Origin of the sequence: Acinetobacter sp. BSP-28 (assembly GCF_044130285.1) — a bacterium.
In the GTDB taxonomy this organism is placed as follows: Bacteria; Pseudomonadota; Gammaproteobacteria; order Pseudomonadales; family Moraxellaceae; genus Acinetobacter.
Genome location: NZ_JBIQOB010000011.1, coordinates 16,378 through 29,651 on the forward strand (window position 1 = coordinate 16,378; position 13,274 = coordinate 29,651).

Sequence of the window (13,274 nt, forward strand, 5' to 3'; positions counted from 1 at the left end):
AATAAAAAACACCAGGCATAAAAAAAGACCGGTGAAACACCGGTCTTTTTTTAGAACAACTGAAGCTATTCTTGCGAAATTAGTTAACTTCGCGATCTACTAGCTCAACGTAAGCCATCGGTGCAGCATCACCTGCACGGAAGCCCGCTTTAAGAACACGTAGATAACCGCCGTTACGTTCTTTGTAACGAGGGCCAAGAACGGTAAATAATTTACCAACAGTTGCTGCTGAACGAGTACGAGCAAACGCTAAACGACGGTTTGCAACAGTATCGTTTTTAGCTAAAGTGATTAAAGGCTCAGCTACACGACGTAACTCTTTAGCTTTAGGCACAGTTGTTTTAATCAACTCGTGCTCGAACAAAGAGTTAGCCATGTTTTGGAACATCGCTTTACGATGACTGCTTGTACGGCCTAATTTCACACCACTATTACGATGACGCATGGTGATAGTCCTACTTAATTAACGGCTACGATAGGCGAAACGATCGTCCATACGGAGACTAGCTGGTGGCCAGTTCTCTAAACGCATGCCGAGTTGTAAGCCTTTAGAAGCCAGAACATCTTTGATTTCAGTTAACGATTTTTTACCTAGGTTAGGAGTTTTTAACAACTCAACTTCAGTACGTTGAACCAAATCACCGATGTAGTAAATATTTTCTGCTTTCAAACAGTTAGCAGAACGAACAGTAAGCTCTAGATCATCTACTGGACGAAGCAAGATTGGATCCACTTCTTCGCGAGGCTCTTGAGCAACAGGAGCTTGATCTTTCTGAAGATCAACAAAAATTGCAATTTGTTGTTGCAAGATTGTTGCCGCTTTGCGGATTGCTTCTTCAGGATCAACTGTACCGTTGGTTTCAAGATCAATGATCAGTTTATCAAGGTCAGTACGTTGTTCTACACGAGCGTTTTCCACTGTGTAAGACACACGTTTGATCGGGCTATAAGAAGCATCTAACTGTAAGCGACCCACAGGGCGAGTCTCGCCTTCTGGGAAACGTGAGTCAGAAGTTTCATAACCACGGCCTTGAGAAACTTTCAGGCGCATTTTTAAATTGCCTGAAGCACTTAACGTGCCGATCAAATGCTCAGGGTTTACCACTTCAACATTATGAGGTAAACGAAGATCAGCAGCTGTTACATCGCCTGGACCTTGTTTTTCTAATGTCAAATATGCTTCGTTTTGATCGAACAGCTTAATCGACAATCCTTTTAGGTTCAGCAAGAGCTCGACGATGTCCTGCTGCAAGCCTTCTAAGGTACTGTACTCGTGCTCGACACCTTCTATCTCAACTTCTACCACAGCAGCGCCAGGTAAAGAAGATAATAGGATACGACGTAAAGCATTACCAAGAGTATGACCAAAGCCACGCTCTAATGGTTCCAGAATAACTTTTGCCGAGGTCCCGCTAGCCGCTTCGACCTTGATCGCTTGCGGAGTTAGAAACTCATTTGCAGTACGCGTCATTATTGCTACCTCAAGGGATTATTTAGAATACAATTCTACAATCAAGCTTTCGTTGATTTCAGCAGGTAAATCAGAACGATCCGGTGCAGCTTTAAACGTACCTTCTAATTTTGAATGGTCAACTTCCATCCAAGAAGGGATACCACGTTGAGCAGCCAATTCAATTGCGCTTTTAATACGTAATTGTTGTTTAGCACCTTCGTGAACCGCGATTACATCACCAGCTTTAACTTGGATAGACGCGATGTTAACACGACGACCATTCAAAGTAATGCTACGGTGAGATACAAGCTGACGAGCTTCTGCACGTGTAGAACCAAAACCCATGCGATAAACTACGTTATCAAGACGGCTTTCAAGCAATTTCAACAAGTTTTCACCTGTTGCGCCTTTCACACGAGCAGCTTCTTTATAGTAGTTACTAAATTGACGCTCTAACACACCGTACATACGACGTACTTTTTGTTTTTCACGTAATTGTAGTGAGTACTCAGATTGCTTAGCACGGCTTTGACCATGTTGGCCAGGAGCTTTAGCATGTTTTTTTGTCTTAACGTCAAACGGTTTAACGCCTGATTTAAGTTGCAGGTCTGTCCCTTCGCGGCGAGAGAGTTTGCATTTTGGACCAATATAACGAGCCATGAATGTTTCTCCTTACACGCGACGTTTTTTAGGTGGACGACAACCGTTGTGCGGGATTGGCGTCACATCGGTAATGCTGTTAATTTTATAACCCACTGCACCTAAAGCACGAACCGCAGACTCACGACCAGGACCAGGACCTTTTACAAGGACGTCCAAGTTTTTCAAACCGTAATCCAAAGCTGCTTTACCAGCAACTTCAGCAGCTACCTGAGCAGCAAACGGAGTTGATTTACGTGATCCACGGAAGCCTTGTCCACCAGAGGTAGCCCAAGCCAGTGCATTACCTTGACGATCGGTAATAGTCACAATGGTGTTATTAAAAGAAGCGTGAATGTGTGCAACACCTTCAGAGACGGTACGAGTGACCTTCTTGCGTGTGCGAGTATCTTTAGCCATCTTTTAGCTTCCAGAAATCTTATTTCTTAATAGGTTTGCGCGGACCTTTACGGGTACGTGCGTTAGTTTTGGTGCGTTGTCCACGGACAGGCAAGCTGCGACGATGACGAAGACCGCGGTAGCAGCCTAAATCCATTAAACGTTTAATGTTCATGGAAATTTCGCGACGTAAATCACCTTCGGTCGGAACCTTGGTAATTTCTGCACGAATCGCATCAAGCTGAGCATCATCCAATTCACGGATCTTAGTAGTTGGTGCAATACCAACAGCAGCTAAGATGTTCTTAGCAGTGTGGCGACCGATACCAAAAATATACGTGAGGGAGATAACAGCATGCTTGTTATCCGGAATGTTTACACCGGCAATACGAGCCATTCACTTTCTCCAAAAAGGCAGTAGAGATAATCAACCGCCCCACAAATATCTTGAGGGGCGGATAATAACCTAATTAGCCTACTGAAATCAACAGGTCTTGATTAGATTAACCTTGACGCTGCTTATGACGAGGTTCAGCGCTACAAATCACGCGGATAACCCCATTACGACGGATAACTTTACAGCTACCACAAATTTTTTTAACAGAAGCTTGTACTTTCATGATGAAACCTCAAGTGCGCTTATCCCTTAGGATGAGCAGTCGTTTTTCTCATTAACGTTTGATTGTCATACTGGTGCGAAGTCAGATGAGCTTGTAGCTGAGCCATAAAGTCCATCACAACAACCACTACGATCAGCAAAGATGTACCACCCAAATGGAATGGAATACCAAAAGAGCTTTGCAGAACCATTGGCATCAAGCAGATGACCGTAATATAAATTGCACCAATAAACGTCAAACGATTAAGAATATGATCTAAGTAACGAGCAGTTTGCTCACCTGGGCGAATACCAGGTACATAAGCTCCGCTGCGTTTCAAGTTCTCTGATACTTCTTTAGGACTGAACACAAGTGCAGTATAGAAATAACAGAAAAAGATAATTAACGCACCGAAGAGCACCAAATACAAAGGTTGTCCAGGCGATAATACCAATGCCAAATCTTGTAGGCTACGCTTGATAATTCCTGCATTTGGATCAGAGCTACCCAACCATTGACCTAAACTCGCAGGGAACAGCAATAACGAACTAGCGAAAATTGCCGGAATAACCCCTGCCATATTCAATTTCAATGGCAAATGTGTCTGCTGTGCAGTGAATACGCGACGCCCTTGTTGCTTTTGAGCATAGTTAACCGGTATACGACGTTGAGCCTTTTCAATAAATACAATTGCAGCAAGAACCGCAACTGAAAGTAATGCAAACACAGCCAGACCAATTAAACTTGATTGACCGTTATCCACCGAAGTGAATGCTTGCATTACAATAGTAGGCAAACCAGCAACGATACCTGCGAAAATGATCATGGAGATCCCATTACCAACACCACGTTCGGTAATTTGCTCTCCCAACCACATTAAGAACATGGTGCCTGCAACCAGTGAGGTTACAGCAGGAACGTAAAAAGCCAGCCCAGAAGTCAAGGTAATCCCTTGGCTAATCAGACCAGCACACATACCTACACCTTGTACTAAGGCAAGTAATAACGTGCCGTAACGCGTATATTGATTAATCTTACGCTTACCCTGCTCGCCTTCTTTCTTTAATGCTTCCAGCGAAGGAACCACTGTTGACATCAACTGCACGATAATCGATGCAGAGATATATGGCATGATCCCCAACGCAAGAATTGACATTCGCTCTAATGCCCCGCCAGAGAACATATTAAACAAACCTAAGAAAGTACCTTCATTAGCTTTGAAAAAACGTTCTAAAGCGACATTATCAATACCCGGCAGTGGAATATGTGCTCCTAGTCGAAAGACCAATAATGCGCCAACCAAAAACATTAATCGGCGAATAATTTCACGATATTTCACATGAAATGGCTGACCTTTCATCATGTTAACATGACCTGAAGAACTAGGAGACATAGACACTAGCGATTACTCCTCGACTTTACCGCCAGCAGCTTCTACAGCAGCTTTAGCGCCTTTAGTCAAAGCAACACCTTGTACAGTGAATGCACGAGTAATATCACCAGAAAGTACGATACGAGCACGAGTCATATCTTTACGTACAACATTGGCAGCTTTTAAAGTTTCAAGTGAAATGATATCACCTTCAACTTTAGCAAGCTCTGATAAACGTACTTCAGCAGTTTTTAAAGCAAGTTGGCTAGTGAAGCCGAATTTAGGTAAACGACGATATAACGCAGTTTGACCACCTTCGAAACCTGGACGTACGCCACCGCTCTTACGTGATTTTTGACCTTTGACACCACGGCCACCAGTCTTACCAACGCCAGAACCGATACCACGGCCTAAACGAAGGTTGTCACGTTTAGCACCTTCTGCAGGTGCAATAGTATTTAAACGCAGAGTCATGGCTTATTCCTCTACACTAACCATATAGTAGACTTGGTTGATCATACCACGGTTAGAAGGCGTATCTTGCACTTCTACAGTATGACCAATACGACGCAGACCTAAACCTTGAAGGCTAAGCTTGTGATTTTTCAAGCGGTGCGCAGAAGATTTAGTCTGGGTAACTTTAATCGTTTTCATGATTGATTACCCTTGAATTTGTTCTACTGAAAGACCACGTTTCGCAGCGACTTTCTCAGGAGAAGTCATGTCACGCAAACCTTTGAAAGTTGCGTTTACTACGTTAGCAGCGTTTGTAGAACCATAGCATTTTGTCAATACGTTATGTACGCCAACAGCTTCTAGAACTGCACGCATAGCACCACCAGCAATTACACCAGTACCTTCAGAAGCAGGTTGCATGTAAACGCGGCTTGCACCGTGACGAGCATTAATAGGGTGTTGTACAGTACCGTTAACAAGCTCAACAGTAATCATGTTACGACGTGCAGCTTCAAGTGCTTTAGAAATAGCAGCTGGAACTTCACGTGCTTTACCACGACCAAAACCTACGCGACCATTACCATCACCCACAACAGTTAATGCTGTGAAAGAGAAGATACGACCACCCTTAACAACTTTGGCTACACGATCAACGGCAACCAGCTTTTCAACAAGACCTTCGTTTTGTTCAACTTTAGCCATGATTAGAACTCCAAGCCGTTTTCACGAGCAGCATCAGCCAAGGCTTTGATACGACCATGATATTTGAAACCAGAACGGTCAAATGCAACTTTAGTTACGCCAGCTGCTTTCGCACGTTCTGCAATTAAAGCACCCACTTTTTGAGCTGCATCAACGTTACCAGTTGTACCAGCACGTAAAGTAGCATCTAAAGTTGAAGCTTGAGCTAAAACTTTGCCACCATCTGCTGAGATAACTTGAGCATAGATGTGACGCGGTGTGCGGTTTACACACAAGCGAGTCGCACCCAATGCACGAATGTGCAAGCGTGTGCTTTTCGCACGACGCAAACGGGATTGTTTCTTTTCGTTCATAAGAACCTCGCGCCTTATTTCTTCTTAGCTTCTTTACGAAGTACAACTTCGTCAGAATAACGAACACCTTTACCTTTATAAGGCTCTGGTGGACGGTAACCACGGATATCTGCAGCAACTTGACCTAAAGCTGCTTTATCAGCAGATTTAAGAATGATTTCAGTCGCTGTAGGAGTTTCAGCAGTTACACCTTCTGGAAGGTTGTAATCAATCGGGTGAGAGAAACCAAGGTTAAGGTTAACAACGTTACCTTTAACCGCAGCTTTATAACCAACGCCGATAAGTTGTAACTTGCGTTCGAAACCTTCGCTAACACCTTTTACAAGGTTGTTTAACACAGCGCGAGCAGTACCAGCTTGCATCCAAGCGTCTTTCGACTCAGCTTTAGGAGCAATTTGAAGTTGACCTTCTTCCTGTTTTAGCTCGACCAGCGCATGCAGGTTGAAAGACAATGTACCTTTGCTGCCTTTCACTTCGACCTGCCGGCCGTTCTGAGTAACTGTTACACCGTTAGGTACAGTTACTGGGGCTTTAGCCACACGAGACATGAGGAATCACCTATTAAGAAACAAAAGCAATAACTTCACCACCGATGCCCGCAGCACGTGCAGCGCGATCAGTCATGATGCCTTTGCTTGTAGAAACAATTGCAATACCTAAACCTTGCTTAACGCTAGGAAGTGCATCTTTACCGCGATACTGACGTAGACCTGGACGGCTTACGCGTTTCACAGTTTCGATAACTGGTTTGCCTTCAAAATATTTTAACGTAATTGTTAAAGTTGGTTTGCCTTCAGCATCCGCAACTTCTACGTTTGAAATATAGCCTTCTTGTTGAAGAACGTTTGCAATAGCAACCTTCAACTTAGAATTTGGCATTGAAACAGTTTGTTTCTTTGCCATTTGTGCGTTACGAACACGTGTTAGCATGTCGGCAACGGTATCTTGCATACTCATTTATAGTGCTCCTTACCAGCTTGCCTTAACAACGCCCGGTACATCACCCTGCATTACTGTGTCACGTAATTTGTTACGGCTTAAACCGAACTTACGGAAGTAACCATGAGGACGACCAGTTAAACCACAACGGTTACGTAGACGTACTGGAGACGCATTACGTGGTAATGCCTGTAACTTCATCATCGCATCGAAACGTTCTTCGTCGCTAGCATTTACATTTGCAATCGTAGCTTTTAATTCAGCACGTTTTGCAGCAAATTTAGCAACTGTTTTTTCGCGTTTCAATTCGCGATTAATCATACCTTTCTTAGCCATATCGACCTCTTATTTGAACGGGAAGCCGAATGCACGCATAAGCGCACGGCCTTCGTCATCGGTGCGAGCAGTCGTAGTGATGGTAATATCCATACCACGAATACGATCAATCTTATCGAAATCGATTTCAGGGAACATGATTTGTTCCTTCAAACCCATCGAATAGTTACCACGACCATCAAATGATTTCGCAGAAAAACCGCGGAAGTCACGAATACGAGGGATCGCGATAGAGATCAAACGGTCTAAGAATTCGTACATTTGTTCGCCGCGTAAAGTAACTTTACAACCAATCGGCCAACCATCACGGATTTTGAAACCAGCAATTGATTTACGAGCTAGGGTAAGAACTGGTTTTTGACCAGCAATCGCTTGCATATCAGAAAGAGCGCCATCTAACAATTTCTTGTCAGCTGATGCCGCACCAACACCCATGTTAATGGTGATTTTAGTGATGCGAGGAATCTCCATCACATTTTTAACGCCTAACTGCTCTTGTAACTGAGCTTTAAGTACGTCGTTGTAACGTGTTTTAAGTCTGGCCATTGCCTATTTCAACCTATTACTTCGCTACCGCCACTGATTCACCGTTAGATTTGTAAACGCGAGTTTTCACGCCTTCAATCGTTTGGTAACCAACACGGTCAGCCTTTTGGGTTGTAGCATTAAAAATTGCCACGTTTGAGATATGAAGCTCAGCTTCTTGAGTTACGATGCCGCCTTCAGCGCCAGTAGCTCGGTTAGGCTTTTGATGCTTCTTCACCAAGTTAAGGCCTTCAACCTTAACGCGGTCATTAGAAACTGACAATACAGTACCCTGTTTGCCTTTTTCTTTACCTGCGATCACAATTACTTGATCGCCTTTTTTAATCTTAGCCATGAGTGCCTCTTATAGAACTTCAGGAGCCAATGAAATGATTTTCATGAACTGTTCAGTACGAAGTTCACGAGTCACTGGTCCGAAAATACGAGTTGCAATCGGCGCTTTGTTGTTGTTCAAAATTACAGCAGCGTTATCGTCGAAACGAATCACTGAACCGTCTGGACGACGGATACCAAATTTTGTACGTACAACTACAGCATTCATCACGTCACCTTTTTTAACACGTGCGCGTGGAATAGCTTCTTTTACAGTAACTTTAATAATGTCGCCAACAGAAGCATAACGACGATGTGAACCACCAAGTACTTTAATACATTGTACGCGGCGAGCACCACTGTTGTCTGCTACGTCGAGCATACTTTCGGTTTGAATCATTGCCCTACTCCAAAACCGAGCATCACCGGTCACATTTCGAAAGGCTCAAAGAGTACTCGAAATTAACCGATGATGCAACAAGAACGTCTAATTACTCAGCAGCTGCTTCAATAACTTCCACTAAAGCCCAAGCTTTAGTTTTAGAAATTGGGCGGCTTTCTTTAATGGTCACTACGTCGCCAGTTTTAGCAACATTGTTCTCATCATGAGCGTGTAATTTAGTTGAACGGCGGATTGATTTGCCATACAACGGGTGTTGAACGCGGCGTTCAATAAGCACAACAATAGACTTGTCCATTTTGTCGCTTACGACTTTGCCGGTTAACGTGCGAACTGTTTGTTCACTCATTGTCCGTTCCCCTGTTTTTCGGTAAGGAGTGTCTTGATACGAGCAATAGTCTTACGAGTAAGCGCAACTTCGTGCGATTTACCCAATTGACCAGTTGCCTTAGCCATACGAAGACGGAATTGATTAAGCTGTTGCTCATCAAGCAAAGCTGTCAACTCTTCTACCGATTTTTCACGTAGATCTTTAGTTTTCATTACATTACCGTCCGAGTCACGATAGTGGTTTTAAACGGAAGCTTAGCAGCCGCAAGCGTAAACGCTTCACGTGCCAATTCTTCGCTTACACCTTCCATTTCGTACAAGATCTTACCTGGTTTGATTTGGCAAACCCAGTACTCCACAGAACCTTTACCTTTACCCATACGAACTTCTAATGGTTTTTCAGTAATTGGTTTGTCCGGGAATACACGGATAAAGATCTTACCACCACGTTTTACACGACGGCTGATTGTACGACGCGCAGCTTCAATCTGACGAGCTGTCATTTGACCACGCTCAACAGATTTAAGTGCGATAGAACCGAAAGATACAGTGCTACCACGATGCGCTAGACCAGTGTTACGGCCCTTTTGAACCTTACGGAACTTAGTACGTTTAGGTTGCAACATGGATTATTCTCCTTTTTCAGCAGAACGATCATTGCGACGACCACGACGCTCTTGACCTTCACCACGACCGCGACCACGTTTAGCTGGACGTTCTTCAGCAGGAGCAGGGTTCATGACTTGTTTCATGCCACCTAAGATCTCGCCACGGAAAATCCAAACTTTAACGCCAATCGTACCGTAAGTAGTTTCAGCACGCATAGTAGCGTAGTCGATGTCCGCACGAAGAGTATGCAAAGGTACACGACCTTCACGGTACCATTCAGTACGTGCAATCTCAGCACCACCTAAACGACCAGAAACTTCAACTTTGATACCTTTAGCACCAGCACGCATAGTGTTTTGAACCGCACGCTTCATAGCACGACGGAACATTACACGTTTCTCTAATTGAGAAGCGATAGCTTCAGCAACTAAACGAGCGTCTAAGTCTGGGCGATCGATTTCGTTGATGCTTACTTGCGCAGGAACACCCATAATAGATGTTAATTCGCGTTGTAATTTTTCAATGTCTTCGCCTTTTTTACCGATAACGATACCAGGACGAGCAGTGCTAATGGTAATTTTAGCAGCGCCTGTTGGACGTTCGATAAGAATATTGCTGATCATTGCATTCTTAAGTTTTTTAATTAAAAACTCACGAACTTGCAAATCTTTAAGCAAGTATTCAGCGTATTGTTTCGGACTCGCATACCAGTTAGCGTTATGACGTTTCACAACACCTAGGCGGATACCGATTGGATGAACCTTCTGACCCATATCAAACCCCTACCTTAACGGTGATGTGACAAGTACGCTTAGTAATACGATCTGCACGGCCTTTAGCACGTGGCATAATACGTTTAAGGCTGATGCCTTCATCAACGTAAATCGTAGATACTTTAAGGTCGTCTACATCTAAACTGTTATTATGTTCAGCGTTTGCAATTGCAGATTCCAACGCTTTTTTTACTAAAACTGCAGCTTTTTTGTTACTGAAGTTTAAGATATTTAAAGCGTGAGCAACAGATTTGCCACGGATTAGATCTGCAACCAAACGTGCTTTTTGTGCCGAGATAGCGGCACCGCGTAATTTAGCAGTAACTTCCATCATCGCACCTTAACGTTTAGATTTCTTGTCAACACCGTGACCACGATAGGTACGAGTTGGCGCGAATTCACCGAGTTTATGACCAACCATGTGTTCAGATACGATTACCGGAACATGGTTACGACCATTATGAACAGAAATTGTTAAACCAACAAAATCTGGGAGAATCATCGAACGACGCGACCAAGTTTTGATCGGCTTGCGAGAGTTACTCGCTACAGCCGCTTCAACCTTAGCGAACAAGTGCGCATCGACGAATGGGCCTTTTTTCAGAGAACGAGGCATTGTCAGATTCCTTTACTTGTTACTTAACGCGACGGTCGCGAATAATCATCTTAGTCGTACGCTTGTTGGTACGTGTCTTGTACCCTTTAGCTTTTTGACCCCATGGGCTTACAGGTTGAATACCTTTGTTACGCCCTTCACCACCACCGTGTGGATGGTCAACCGGGTTCATCGCCATACCACGAACGGTAGGACGAACACCACGCCAGCGTGATGCACCAGCTTTACCTAGTGAACGAAGGTTGCTTTCTGAGTTAGAAACTTCACCCAAAACAGCACGGCATTCAACGTGAATTTTACGCATTTCACCAGAACGTAAACGAACGATAGCGTAAGAACCGTCACGACCCAACAACTGAACTGAAGTACCAGCTGAACGAGCTAATTGCGCGCCTTTACCGATTTTAAGTTCGATGTTGTGAAGAGTAGAACCGATAGGCATGTTACGAAGTGGCAAGCAGTTACCTGGACGGATTGGAGCATCATTACCAGATTGTACTTTATCACCAGCACGCAAACCTTTAGGCGCAATGATGTAACGACGTTCACCGTCAGCATATTTCAATAAAGCAATATGAGCTGTACGGTTAGGATCGTATTCAATACGTTCAACTACAGCTGGAATGCCGTCTTTGTTACGTTTGAAGTCGACAAGACGGTAGTGTTGTTTATGACCACCACCAACGTGACGAGTTGTAATGTGACCGTTATTGTTACGACCACCAGTACGTTTTTTAGCTTCAACCAACGGAGCATAAGGCGCGCCTTTGTGAAGATGGTCGTGAACGACTTTCTCTACAAAGCGACGTCCTGGTGACGTTGGCTTACATTTTTGAATAGGCATAATTCTCGTCCTTATTCCGCTGCGCTTTCAGCGGTATCGCCCAAGTCAGCCATTTCAACATCTTGGCCAGCTTTCAGGGTGACGTATGCTTTTTTAACATCAGAACGACGTCCTAATGTTTTACCAAAGCGTTTAGTCTTACCTTTAGTGATCGTAGTGTTAACTTTAACAACTTGAACACCAAAGAGTTGTTCCACTGCTTTTTTGATTTCAAGTTTGTTTGCATCAAGTGCAACTTTGAAAACTTGAACACCAGCAGTTTCACCTAAAACTTGTGCTTTTTCTGAGAATACAGGTCCTTGTAGGACTTGATAGATACGTTCGTTGTTCATCCGAGTTCTACCTCAATTTTCTTAGCAGCAGCTACAGACATAACAACTTTGTCGAACGCGATCAAGCTAACAGGATCAATTGCAGCAGCATCAACCACATCAACGTGTGGAATGTTACGTGCAGCAAGATACAAGTTCTCATCAACAGCATCAGTAACGATTAATGCACGAGTAGCATTCAAGTCGTTAAGTTTTGCAAGCAACTCTTTAGTTTTTGGAGCTGCAACAGCAAACTCTTCAACTAAAACCAAGCGATCTTGACGAACAAGTTCAGCTAGGATGCATTGCATAGCACCGCGGTACATTTTACGGTTAACTTTTTGAGACCAATCTTGTGGACGAGCGGCAAAAGTTTTACCACCACCAACCCAGATCGGGCTACGAATAGAACCAGCACGTGCACGGCCAGTACCTTTTTGACGGAATGGTTTTTTACCACCGCCAGATACGTCAGCACGTGATTTCTGAGCTTTCGAACCTTGACGACCACCAGCTAAGTAAGCTGTAACAACTTGGTGTACAAGAGCTTCGTTAAATTCACGACCGAAAGCAACTTCAGATAATTCAACAGCAGAGCCGGAAACAGTATTTAAATTCACGTTATTTCCCCTCAGGCCTTGATCGTAGGACGAACAGTTACGTCGCCACCAGTAGCACCAGGAACCGCACCTTTAACAACAAGAACTGAACGTTCAGTGTCGATAGCAACGATTTCAAGACCCTGTGTAGTTACGCGTTCAGCACCTAAATGGCCAGCCATTTTTTTGCCTTTGAACACGCGACCAGGAGTCTGGTTTTGACCTGTAGAACCTAGAACACGGTGAGAAACAGAGTTACCGTGAGTAGCGTCTTGAGTACGGAAGTTCCAACGCTTAACACCACCTTGGAAACCTTTACCTTTAGATGTACCAGTTACGTCAACGATTTGACCAACTTGGAACATTTCAACAGTAAGAGCACCACCAACTTCACGACCTTCAAGCTCAGCTTCTGAAACGCGGAATTCTTGAACTAGACGACCAGCAGCAACACCCGCTTTAGCGAAGTGACCTTTCTGAGCGTTAGTTACGCGAGATTCGCGACGTTCACCAGTAGTGATTTGAATCGCTTGATAACCATCAGTTTCAAGCGTTTTGATTTGAGTGATGCGGTTAGGATCAACCTCAATCACTGTTACAGGTACAGAAACACCAGCATCTGTAAAGATACGAGTCATACCGCACTTGCGACCGACTAAACCAATAGCCATGTGCATAAACCTCTA

At 44.0% G+C, this 13,274-nt stretch carries 26 protein-coding genes and 1 pseudogene; all 27 read right to left on the minus strand.

What is annotated here, in order from left to right:
- Positions 1–79: 79 nt before the first annotated feature.
- The 27 genes and pseudogenes from rplQ to rplC all read right to left on the minus strand — a co-directional run bounded on the left by rplQ (position 80) and on the right by rplC (position 13,259).
- Positions 80–445 (minus strand): 50S ribosomal protein L17, encoded by a 366-nt coding sequence (rplQ, locus tag ACE01R_RS09575; protein WP_004281488.1) that lies wholly within the window; start codon positions 443–445, stop codon positions 80–82.
- Between the two features lie 18 nt (positions 446–463).
- Entirely contained in the window at positions 464–1,471 is a 1,008-nt protein-coding gene (locus tag ACE01R_RS09580) for a DNA-directed RNA polymerase subunit alpha (RefSeq protein ID WP_004869497.1), read from the minus strand.
- A gap of 18 nt (positions 1,472–1,489) precedes the next feature.
- Positions 1,490–2,113: a 30S ribosomal protein S4 gene (gene rpsD / locus ACE01R_RS09585; RefSeq protein ID WP_092820780.1), complete on the minus strand. Its 624-nt coding sequence runs from the start codon at positions 2,111–2,113 to the stop codon at positions 1,490–1,492.
- A gap of 12 nt (positions 2,114–2,125) precedes the next feature.
- Positions 2,126–2,512 (minus strand): 30S ribosomal protein S11, encoded by a 387-nt coding sequence (gene rpsK / locus ACE01R_RS09590; protein ID WP_001040166.1) that lies wholly within the window; start codon positions 2,510–2,512, stop codon positions 2,126–2,128.
- A 19-nt stretch (positions 2,513–2,531) separates the two neighbouring features.
- Positions 2,532–2,888 (minus strand): 30S ribosomal protein S13, encoded by a 357-nt coding sequence (gene rpsM, locus ACE01R_RS09595; protein ID WP_039619811.1) that lies wholly within the window; start codon positions 2,886–2,888, stop codon positions 2,532–2,534.
- Between the two features lie 106 nt (positions 2,889–2,994).
- Complete coding sequence (rpmJ, locus tag ACE01R_RS09600) at positions 2,995–3,111, minus strand: 50S ribosomal protein L36 (protein WP_000867907.1); 117 nt, start codon at positions 3,109–3,111, stop codon at positions 2,995–2,997.
- Between the two features lie 19 nt (positions 3,112–3,130).
- Positions 3,131–4,450, minus strand: coding sequence for a preprotein translocase subunit SecY (gene secY / locus ACE01R_RS09605; RefSeq protein WP_395550910.1), 1,320 nt, complete (start codon positions 4,448–4,450; stop codon positions 3,131–3,133).
- Positions 4,451–4,495: 45 nt separating this feature from the next.
- Positions 4,496–4,936 carry a 50S ribosomal protein L15 gene (rplO, locus tag ACE01R_RS09610; RefSeq protein WP_086174449.1) on the minus strand — a complete coding sequence of 147 codons (441 nt, stop codon included), beginning with the start codon at positions 4,934–4,936 and terminating at the stop codon, positions 4,496–4,498.
- A gap of 3 nt (positions 4,937–4,939) precedes the next feature.
- Positions 4,940–5,116: a 50S ribosomal protein L30 gene (rpmD, locus tag ACE01R_RS09615; RefSeq protein ID WP_004691302.1), complete on the minus strand. Its 177-nt coding sequence runs from the start codon at positions 5,114–5,116 to the stop codon at positions 4,940–4,942.
- Positions 5,117–5,122: 6 nt separating this feature from the next.
- Positions 5,123–5,620, minus strand: a complete 498-nt coding sequence (rpsE, locus tag ACE01R_RS09620) for a 30S ribosomal protein S5 (protein ID WP_086195763.1) — start codon at positions 5,618–5,620, stop codon at positions 5,123–5,125.
- A gap of 2 nt (positions 5,621–5,622) precedes the next feature.
- Positions 5,623–5,973, minus strand: a complete 351-nt coding sequence (gene rplR, locus ACE01R_RS09625) for a 50S ribosomal protein L18 (protein WP_086195764.1) — start codon at positions 5,971–5,973, stop codon at positions 5,623–5,625.
- A gap of 14 nt (positions 5,974–5,987) precedes the next feature.
- On the minus strand, positions 5,988–6,521 hold the full coding sequence (rplF, locus tag ACE01R_RS09630; RefSeq protein WP_086195765.1) for a 50S ribosomal protein L6: 534 nt from the start codon (positions 6,519–6,521) through the stop codon (positions 5,988–5,990).
- A gap of 13 nt (positions 6,522–6,534) precedes the next feature.
- The gene (gene rpsH / locus ACE01R_RS09635) at positions 6,535–6,930 is read right to left on the minus strand and encodes a 30S ribosomal protein S8 (RefSeq protein ID WP_086174451.1); all 396 of its coding nucleotides are present in this window, start codon (positions 6,928–6,930) and stop codon (positions 6,535–6,537) included.
- A 12-nt stretch (positions 6,931–6,942) separates the two neighbouring features.
- Positions 6,943–7,248, minus strand: a complete 306-nt coding sequence (gene rpsN / locus ACE01R_RS09640) for a 30S ribosomal protein S14 (RefSeq protein ID WP_086174452.1) — start codon at positions 7,246–7,248, stop codon at positions 6,943–6,945.
- Positions 7,249–7,257: 9 nt separating this feature from the next.
- Positions 7,258–7,794 carry a 50S ribosomal protein L5 gene (rplE, locus tag ACE01R_RS09645; protein WP_086195767.1) on the minus strand — a complete coding sequence of 179 codons (537 nt, stop codon included), beginning with the start codon at positions 7,792–7,794 and terminating at the stop codon, positions 7,258–7,260.
- Positions 7,795–7,810: 16 nt separating this feature from the next.
- Complete coding sequence (gene rplX / locus ACE01R_RS09650; protein WP_086195768.1) at positions 7,811–8,128, minus strand: 50S ribosomal protein L24; 318 nt, start codon at positions 8,126–8,128, stop codon at positions 7,811–7,813.
- Positions 8,129–8,137: 9 nt separating this feature from the next.
- The gene (gene rplN / locus ACE01R_RS09655; protein ID WP_004657680.1) at positions 8,138–8,506 is read right to left on the minus strand and encodes a 50S ribosomal protein L14; all 369 of its coding nucleotides are present in this window, start codon (positions 8,504–8,506) and stop codon (positions 8,138–8,140) included.
- Between the two features lie 91 nt (positions 8,507–8,597).
- Positions 8,598–8,855 (minus strand): 30S ribosomal protein S17, encoded by a 258-nt coding sequence (gene rpsQ / locus ACE01R_RS09660; protein ID WP_004650481.1) that lies wholly within the window; start codon positions 8,853–8,855, stop codon positions 8,598–8,600.
- Positions 8,852–9,049 carry a 50S ribosomal protein L29 gene (rpmC, locus tag ACE01R_RS09665; protein ID WP_004650482.1) on the minus strand — a complete coding sequence of 66 codons (198 nt, stop codon included), beginning with the start codon at positions 9,047–9,049 and terminating at the stop codon, positions 8,852–8,854. Before rpmC ends, rpsQ begins: the two co-directional genes overlap by 4 nt.
- A complete protein-coding gene (rplP, locus tag ACE01R_RS09670; RefSeq protein WP_174560113.1) occupies positions 9,049–9,462 on the minus strand; it encodes a 50S ribosomal protein L16 in 414 nt (137 codons plus the stop codon). The genes rpmC and rplP overlap by 1 nt, the downstream gene beginning before the upstream one ends.
- A pseudogene (rpsC, locus tag ACE01R_RS09675) lies at positions 9,402–10,218 on the minus strand (30S ribosomal protein S3). Before rpsC ends, rplP begins: the two are co-directional and overlap by 61 nt.
- A gap of 1 nt (position 10,219) precedes the next feature.
- The gene (rplV, locus tag ACE01R_RS09680) at positions 10,220–10,549 is read right to left on the minus strand and encodes a 50S ribosomal protein L22 (protein WP_004754247.1); all 330 of its coding nucleotides are present in this window, start codon (positions 10,547–10,549) and stop codon (positions 10,220–10,222) included.
- A gap of 9 nt (positions 10,550–10,558) precedes the next feature.
- Positions 10,559–10,834 carry a 30S ribosomal protein S19 gene (gene rpsS / locus ACE01R_RS09685; RefSeq protein ID WP_004869548.1) on the minus strand — a complete coding sequence of 92 codons (276 nt, stop codon included), beginning with the start codon at positions 10,832–10,834 and terminating at the stop codon, positions 10,559–10,561.
- A 19-nt stretch (positions 10,835–10,853) separates the two neighbouring features.
- A complete protein-coding gene (gene rplB / locus ACE01R_RS09690) occupies positions 10,854–11,678 on the minus strand; it encodes a 50S ribosomal protein L2 (RefSeq protein WP_291355119.1) in 825 nt (274 codons plus the stop codon).
- Positions 11,679–11,689: 11 nt separating this feature from the next.
- Positions 11,690–12,010 carry a 50S ribosomal protein L23 gene (rplW, locus tag ACE01R_RS09695; protein ID WP_004691323.1) on the minus strand — a complete coding sequence of 107 codons (321 nt, stop codon included), beginning with the start codon at positions 12,008–12,010 and terminating at the stop codon, positions 11,690–11,692.
- A complete protein-coding gene (gene rplD, locus ACE01R_RS09700; RefSeq protein WP_086195774.1) occupies positions 12,007–12,609 on the minus strand; it encodes a 50S ribosomal protein L4 in 603 nt (200 codons plus the stop codon). Before rplD ends, rplW begins: the two co-directional genes overlap by 4 nt.
- A gap of 11 nt (positions 12,610–12,620) precedes the next feature.
- Entirely contained in the window at positions 12,621–13,259 is a 639-nt protein-coding gene (gene rplC / locus ACE01R_RS09705; RefSeq protein WP_395550805.1) for a 50S ribosomal protein L3, read from the minus strand.
- Positions 13,260–13,274: the final 15 nt, after the last annotated feature.